Genomic DNA, 7,494 nt, shown 5'->3' with positions numbered 1-7,494 from the left:
CACGCAACCGAACGTACTTGCAGCTACAACTACACAGACCAATGTATCGTGTTTTAACGGCACGAATGGTTCAGCAACGGTGACACCAACTGGAGGCACAGGAGCGTACTCATACTCATGGAACACAGTTCCTGTACAGACATCGGCTACAGCAAACGGACTTGCTGTGGGAACATATATCGTAACCATCACCGATGCCAACAGCTGCTTAACTACCAAATCGGTTACTATTACGCAACCGAACGTACTGGCAGCGACAACAGCACAAACCAATGTATCGTGCTTTAACGGTACGAATGGTACGGCAACAATAACACCAACAGGTGGAACAGGAAGCTACTCGTACTCATGGAACACAGTACCTGTAAATACATCGGCTACAGCCAATGGGCTTTCTGCGGGAACATACATTGTAACCATTACGGATGCCAACAGCTGTTCAATCACAAAATCGGTTACCATCACGCAACCGAACGTATTGGCAGCAACTACCACACAAAATAATGTATCGTGCTTTAATGGTACCAACGGTTCCGCGACTGTAATACCAGCAGGAGGAACAGGAGCATACTCGTATTCATGGAATACCGTTCCGGTACAAACCACAGCCACGGCTACAGGATTGGCAGCAGGGACTTATATTGTAACTATCACTGATGCCAACAGCTGCTCAATCACAAAATCGGTAACCATCACCCAGCCGAATATACTGGCAGCAACCACCACACAAACGAATGTATCGTGCTTTAACGGCACGAACGGTTCTGCAACAGTAACGCCAACCGGCGGAACGGGAACCTATTCTTATTCCTGGAATACAGTTCCGGTGCAAACTTCGGCTACGGCCACAGGATTATCAGCAGGAACGTATGTTGTAACCATTACGGATGCCAACAGCTGTTCAATCATAAAATCGGTAACCATCACCCAACCGAATGTACTGGCAGCAACAACTACACAGACGAATGTATCCTGCTTTAACGGCACGAACGGTTCTGCAACTGTAACGCCGACAGGCGGAACGGGAACGTATTCGTACTCCTGGACTACAGTTCCGGTACAAACTTCTGCTACTGCCACAGGCCTTGCAGCCGGAACATATATCGTAACCATCACCGATGCCAACAGCTGTTCGACCACAAAATCGGTTACGATAACACAGCCAAATGTTTTGACAGCGACGACCACGCAGACCAATGTATCTTGCTTTAACGGTACGAACGGGTCGGCAACAGTAACGCCAACAGGCGGAACGGGAACGTACTCTTACTCTTGGAACACAACGCCTGCACAGGAAACATCCACGGTTACGGGACTGGCAGCAGGCTCATACACTGTGACGGTAACCGACGCTAATGGCTGTTTGATCACTGAAACAATTACCATCACCCAACCTAACGTGTTGACAGCGACGACCACGCAGACCAATGTATCTTGCTTTAACGGTACGAACGGGTCGGCAACAGTAACGCCAACAGGCGGAACGGGAACGTACTCTTACTCTTGGAACACAACGCCTGCACAGGAAACATCCACGGCTACCGGACTGGAAGCAGGCTCATACACTGTGGTAGTAACAGATGACAATGGCTGCTCGATTACCGAAACAATTACGATTACCCAACCTGAAGTATTGGCCACTATAACGGCTCAAACCAATGTGTCCTGTTTTAATGGCACGAATGGGTCGGCAACAGTAACACCAACAGGCGGGACGGGAACGTACTCTTACTCTTGGAACACAACGCCTGTACAGGAGACAGCCACGGCTACCGGACTGGCAGCAGGCTCATACACTGTGGTAGTAACAGATGACAATGGCTGCTCGATTACCGAAACAATTGCGATCACCCAACCTGAAGTATTGGCAACGACAATGGCCCAAACTAATGTGTCATGTTTTAATGGCACGAATGGGTCGGCAACAGTAACACCAACTGGTGGCACTGGAGCTTACACTTACTCATGGAGCACTGTGCCTGAGCAAACCACCGCCACAGCTACCGGACTGGCAGCAGGTTTATACATCGTGACTGTAACCGACGCTAATGGTTGTACTGCTACTGTTAATTTTACAATTACCCAGCCACCTGCAATTATTATAGGTACCCAACCGGAAGATAGTATCGTAACTGTTGGTGATAATACAACTTTTATTATTGCTGCTGAAAATGCAGACACCTACCAATGGCAGTTAAGTACAAACGGCACCGACTGGAATGATATAACAGACGGTGGTACATCACCTGCTTATAGCGGCGCTTCCACAAACACGCTTTCATTGGCAGGGATACCACTTGTAAATGATGGTGACCTGTATCGCCTGATACTGGTAAACGGCGCAGATTGTGCTACGATATCATCAACAGCGATGCTGACAGTTATCAATGGACTTGAAGCAGTAGATGATGATTTTAGTGCTACAATAATCAATGAAGGAGTAGGGGGGATTGCCGGAGATTTGACACTAAATGACATGTTTAATTCTGCACCTGTCAATGACAATGATGTTATCATAACGATTATCAATAACGGTGGGCTTGCAGGTTTAACAGTATCTGCGAATGGTATTGCAAGCGTAACAGGCACAGCAACAGCGGGTACTTATACAGTAACATACTCTATATGTGATGCCGTGAATGCGACGAACTGTGATACGGCTGAAGCTACAATTGTTGTAGCACCACCTTTAAAAACGGAAGGATTTGATATTACTAAAATTGACGTTTACCCGAACCCGGCTACAACCGAAGTATTTATAAAGATCCCGACATTCGGAAGTCAAAAGAACCTGAAAGTGACGGTATTTGATATTCATGGAAGGCTGATAAAAGAGCAATTATTAAATGCTGAGATCGAAAAGGTAAATATTTCTACACTGGAAGATGGCGTCTATATTTTCAATATATCTTGTGACGGAGGAAGTATTAGTAAGAAGATCATTAAAAGGCCTTAAGCCATATCTACATGGTTAACTACAAGCCCCCAACGGCAATTACAGTTGGGGGCTTATGGTTTTTACAAATTTTTAAAGCAGATACTTCCTAAAACCGCGTTACAAAATGTATAATGCACCCTTTGTAAATGCGCTAAAAGAACCTTCATAATGTTATACAAATATCATTTTTAAAAATATTTAAATGGTTTAATCCTGTTTGGGGTAATTACTCAATACATTCAAACTATAAGTATAACTTATAAAAAAATTCAAAATTTGAAAATTATGTAAGATTATTAAAACAAAAAATCCCTTAATCATATTGATTTAGGGATTTTTTTCGTGACCCTGAATGTACAAAATCCAAACCATTTTATGCAGGATTCAAGGATAGCCTTATGTGGTTTTTAATAGCGCTACATACAGGTTAATACCATATATGGAGGCAGCATAGCACCTCCGTTTGCAAAATAATTTGGGTTGGCAGCTAAGAACGTCGCCCTACACGCAACTGAATTGAAGTATAAATCACTGGCGCCCTCGCCACTTGACTTAGTAGCTCTGTAAGCCCGTATATCCACTTCAACTTTATTAAGAGTCTTAATTTCGGATGAATTTCCGGGTAATGCAAAAGAGCTTAGCCCAAAGGCAGCAATAACAAGAAGAATTTTCATAATAGGTTGGTTTTAAAATTATTACAGCTAATGTAGAGGATTGATATAAAATTATTTTAAAACTTAAGAATTATTTAACTAATTGTTTATTAAATAGTTACAATGTGATTTTATTTCATCATTATTTGAATGATTAATTCACAATTTAATTTGCTCACAAAAATTTGCGTGCCAAACTGAGTATCAAAGGTCCTGTCGGTGTACATCATATTCCTATCATTTATATACTTTTGTAAAGGGTTGATTCAAAAGCAAAAAGCTTGATGAATCCCGTGTTTCAGACTATTATCAGGCCTTTAAATAGGGGTGACTATTAGTCTTGGTGACCCCAATTGTACAAATTCCAAACCATTTATGCAGGATTTAAAGAAATTGGCCTATTTTAACTGGATTTATTAAGATATTTTCTATACGTTTTCAAAGTTAGCGGTTTATTTTGTCTTGTTGGGGATTGGTACATTTTATACTTATAAACGGTAGCAAATTGATGGCAATTTATTTTTAGTCATGACATTATTTAATTTTAAGGACTGTGATAAGTGAGCTCACGCTAACATCTATTTATTCTATCACAAAAATTTTTAGCGTTTTACAATCTTTTGTGTGTAGCTTCTATTGTTCGAAGTTAAGGAGAGCAAGTATATGCCTGCTGAAAGGTCGGCTATATTAACCTGAACAGCGCTTACTCCCTCAGCCGCGATGGTTTTAACCACCCGCCCATTGAGGTCAGTAACACTGATTTGGTTAATCAGGGCATTATCCGAAATGGCTATGTTCACCAGGTCACTAGATGGATTAGGGTACACCGATATACCGTTCAGAGTGTTATTTTTAATGCCTGCGGTCCCTTCAATGATCTGGATGTTGTCTATTGACCAGTCTGTGCCCCAGTCATCTGCACCAAAAACCAAGTAGTAATTGCCTGTAAGATACGATGAATCAATCGTGTAAGTGAGCACTTCTTCATTGCCAGACAAATAAGTGATGGTACTGTCTTCATTTATACGGAACCTCACATTTTTTGAGGCTCCACCCTCAAAAGTGCTACCCACAACATACTCCCCGGCCTCAACGTCACTGAAATACATGTCACCGTCATAATTGAAATACATGCTGGCTACAGTATGGGATTCTTGTGTATCAGCGTCATAGCTATACATTATAGCATAAAAATTACTACCGCTGTTGCTAACCTCGTTAGTCATAGCATCAAAGCTCATGGCAAAAGGTGTTGCGAAGCCGGAATAATCAATTGCTGCCGTAGTGGCATAATTGAGGTTAGACCCATCTTCTGTCCCGATGTTTTGGGCAGGGAAAAATAGCGATTGTGTCCCGTCAGAAGCCCAGCTGTCAGATATATAGATAACTCCCGCATCTACTGCCGTCTCCGATACCGTATTATAAGTGTTCCATAGATCACTGTATTCCCCTATATCTGTTCCGGAGGTATATCCCAAAGTTTCGCTCTCCTCAAATGAGGTAAGGGTTGTTTGAGCAGTAGCAAAAAATGAACAGGCAATTGCAAGCGCGCCTGATAGTACAAATTCTTTCATCATAATAGTTTTAAATTCAGATGTGAAAATTATGAAAAAGAACAGCCGGAGCATCAGTAAGGATTAGGCGTTCACCTACGTTATTTGCCTTATTACCGCGCTGATATCAAGGAGTATTAAGTAGCGGTGTCTGAGTGATATAATGCAAGGTGTATGCCTCGTTTGCACCAAACAATTATAGCTGTGGAGGTATTACAATAATTAATAAATAAGGAGTTGGAACTTTCCTTACAGCCGTATCCGCTGCAGGAAACTATTTTTATAGGTTTCGCTGATAGGTAGCCGCTGCTTTTCAATGATCACTTTGTTTCGCTGTATAGCTTCTACAAATTTGAGGTTGACGGCATAGGAATTATGGATCCTGATGAAAGTTTCATCAGGGAGCTTTTCCATCAGATTCTTAAAGTTGGAAAGCGTAAGCACATAACGATTATCGGCCAAATGAATCTTCAGGTAGTCCTTAAGGCCTTCGATATATTTTATGTCATCGATCACGATCTTAACACTTTCATAATCAGACTTGACGAAAAGAAAACGGGAAGGAGCCTGAACTAAGGCCAGGGCAGGAGGCTGTTGGGTGGAAATTATTTTTGGGTCAAGTTTGTTGACTGCTTTAAGGAACCGCTTATAAGACACCGGTTTAACCAGGTAGTCTATCGCATCCATTTCAAAGCCCTCAATGGCAAACTGTGGATATGCTGTTGTAAAGATCAGCCTTGGGCTTACTTTTAGCGTATGTATAATTTCAAGGCCGGAGAGCATTGGCATTTCTATATCGAGGAAAAGGAGATCAACTTTATTATTATTAATGAACTTCATTCCCGCTACCGGGTTAGTAAATGTGGCAAGCACTTCGATATGATCAATTGATTGGCAATATTTTTCAATTATATCAATGGCCAGGGGTTCATCATCAATAATTACTGTTGTTATCTTCATTTGAGGAATAAGGTTAATTCTACTGTATACTTGCCGTCTGCCAGGGCAAACCTGAATATATTTTTATCAGGAAAATATAATTTGACACGTTCGACAGCATTTTTTATTCCCATTCCATTCTCACTTAATTTTAAACTCGCTGAAGGGTTTACGTCATTGATGATCTTAAACGTAAGAGTGCCTTCATTTATTATAAATTCAATAGTAATAGTACTCTTTTGACTGGAGCTTGTGCCGTATTTGAAGGCATTTTCAATAAAAGAGATGAACAATAATGGGGGCAGAACGATTCCGTGGAGCTCTCCCTCAACTTTCAATTCGATGCGGTTATTGGCCGTTAACCGTAATTTTTGGAGTTCAATATAGTTTTCAATGTAAAGGATGTCCTGCTCAAGCCGGACCAGGTTCCTATTTGTTTCGTAAAGCATGTAACGCATCAGGTCGGCAAGGTTAAGAATTGCCTCGGATGTTTTAGAGGATCTTTTTATTGATAGCGAGTAAATTGTATTTAGTGAATTAAAAAAGAAGTGGGGGTTCAGCTGCGCTTTCAGAAGGTTCAGTTCAACGATTTTTTTTTGCGCCTGGGTTTCAGCCTGCTGTCTGAGCGATACATTTAACTGGGAATATATCCGCAGCAAGGTACTTATGGAAATATGCAGGATTAACATTGCTGTAAAAGGAAAGATTCGCAGGTGGAGTAATCCGCGTTGTTCCGGGGGCAGAAGTTTTGAAGCGAACGGCGGCAGTTCCGGTGGCTCTATCAGTAACAGAACATAAGAGGTGAGAATAACCAGCAGGATGATAAAAATGATGTAGGCCGCATGCATTTTCCGAAGCAGCAAGCGGGGAACCAGGTAAAAGTAATTGAAATAAAAAATACCGACAGGTATCAGCAGCCTCCATATTTTAAAGCTCCTGTATCCGGTTATTGAATCTACTATGGGAAAAGAGAATATTAGCAGCCAGATAAAAAAGTGCAGGAAGAATACCCGAAGGGTTTCTTTACGGTGAAGGCTGCTCAGCATTTCATCTTGATGTTTAGCCGGCGCAGGTCATCGGCGGTAATAGCCGGGATCTTTCCGGTGCGCAGCATCCTGATCACTTCGTTCCCGACCCTAAGTGCATCAAGGCTGTCACAAAATTTTTTGTTTCCGGGCGCTGAGGGTATGCTGCCCTGCTGTATCATCGTTTTACCATGCTCTGTGATCCTGTAGCCGTAGCCGGCTTCTATTTTGTACACCTCCACCCGCATTTCATCCTCAGTGCAGGAAGTGCTAACTATAGCGCCCAGCAGTATTAAAAGTATTTTTCTCATTTGTGATAATAATAATGGGCCAAATAGTACTATCTGGCCCGATTAAACAAGTAACTCACCAATCTATTTAAACCA

General features: G+C 41.9%; 6 protein-coding genes. 1 reads left to right on the top strand and 5 read right to left on the bottom strand.

Annotation, left to right across the window (positions count from 1 at the left end; all coding sequences use genetic code 11):
• Positions 1 to 2,956 (top strand): T9SS type A sorting domain-containing protein (locus AAEO56_RS01055; RefSeq protein ID WP_341695158.1); only part of this gene is annotated, 2,956 nt, incomplete at its 5' end.
• A gap of 398 nt (positions 2,957 to 3,354) precedes the next feature.
• On the opposite strand, the gene AAEO56_RS01050 is transcribed toward AAEO56_RS01055, so the two are convergent.
• From AAEO56_RS01050 to AAEO56_RS01030, 5 genes are all read right to left on the bottom strand, one after another.
• Positions 3,355 to 3,612: a hypothetical protein gene (locus AAEO56_RS01050; protein WP_341695157.1), complete on the bottom strand. Its 258-nt coding sequence runs from the start codon at positions 3,610 to 3,612 to the stop codon at positions 3,355 to 3,357.
• Between the two features lie 581 nt (positions 3,613 to 4,193).
• On the bottom strand, positions 4,194 to 5,168 hold the full coding sequence (locus AAEO56_RS01045) for a T9SS type A sorting domain-containing protein (protein WP_341695156.1): 975 nt from the start codon (positions 5,166 to 5,168) through the stop codon (positions 4,194 to 4,196).
• A 225-nt stretch (positions 5,169 to 5,393) separates the two neighbouring features.
• Positions 5,394 to 6,104: a LytR/AlgR family response regulator transcription factor gene (locus AAEO56_RS01040; RefSeq protein ID WP_341695155.1), complete on the bottom strand. Its 711-nt coding sequence runs from the start codon at positions 6,102 to 6,104 to the stop codon at positions 5,394 to 5,396.
• Positions 6,101 to 7,129 carry a sensor histidine kinase gene (locus AAEO56_RS01035; RefSeq protein ID WP_341695154.1) on the bottom strand — a complete coding sequence of 343 codons (1,029 nt, stop codon included), beginning with the start codon at positions 7,127 to 7,129 and terminating at the stop codon, positions 6,101 to 6,103. The genes AAEO56_RS01040 and AAEO56_RS01035 overlap by 4 nt, the downstream gene beginning before the upstream one ends.
• Entirely contained in the window at positions 7,123 to 7,419 is a 297-nt protein-coding gene (locus AAEO56_RS01030; protein ID WP_341695153.1) for a DUF4907 domain-containing protein, read from the bottom strand. The genes AAEO56_RS01035 and AAEO56_RS01030 overlap by 7 nt, the downstream gene beginning before the upstream one ends.
• Positions 7,420 to 7,494: the final 75 nt, after the last annotated feature.

It is taken from the genome of Flavobacterium arundinis (genome assembly GCF_038289855.1).
GTDB lineage: Bacteria > Bacteroidota > Bacteroidia > Flavobacteriales > Flavobacteriaceae > Flavobacterium > Flavobacterium arundinis.
The sequence above is the reverse complement of the archived record's forward strand: the minus strand, read 5'-3'. Positions and strand labels throughout refer to the sequence as shown.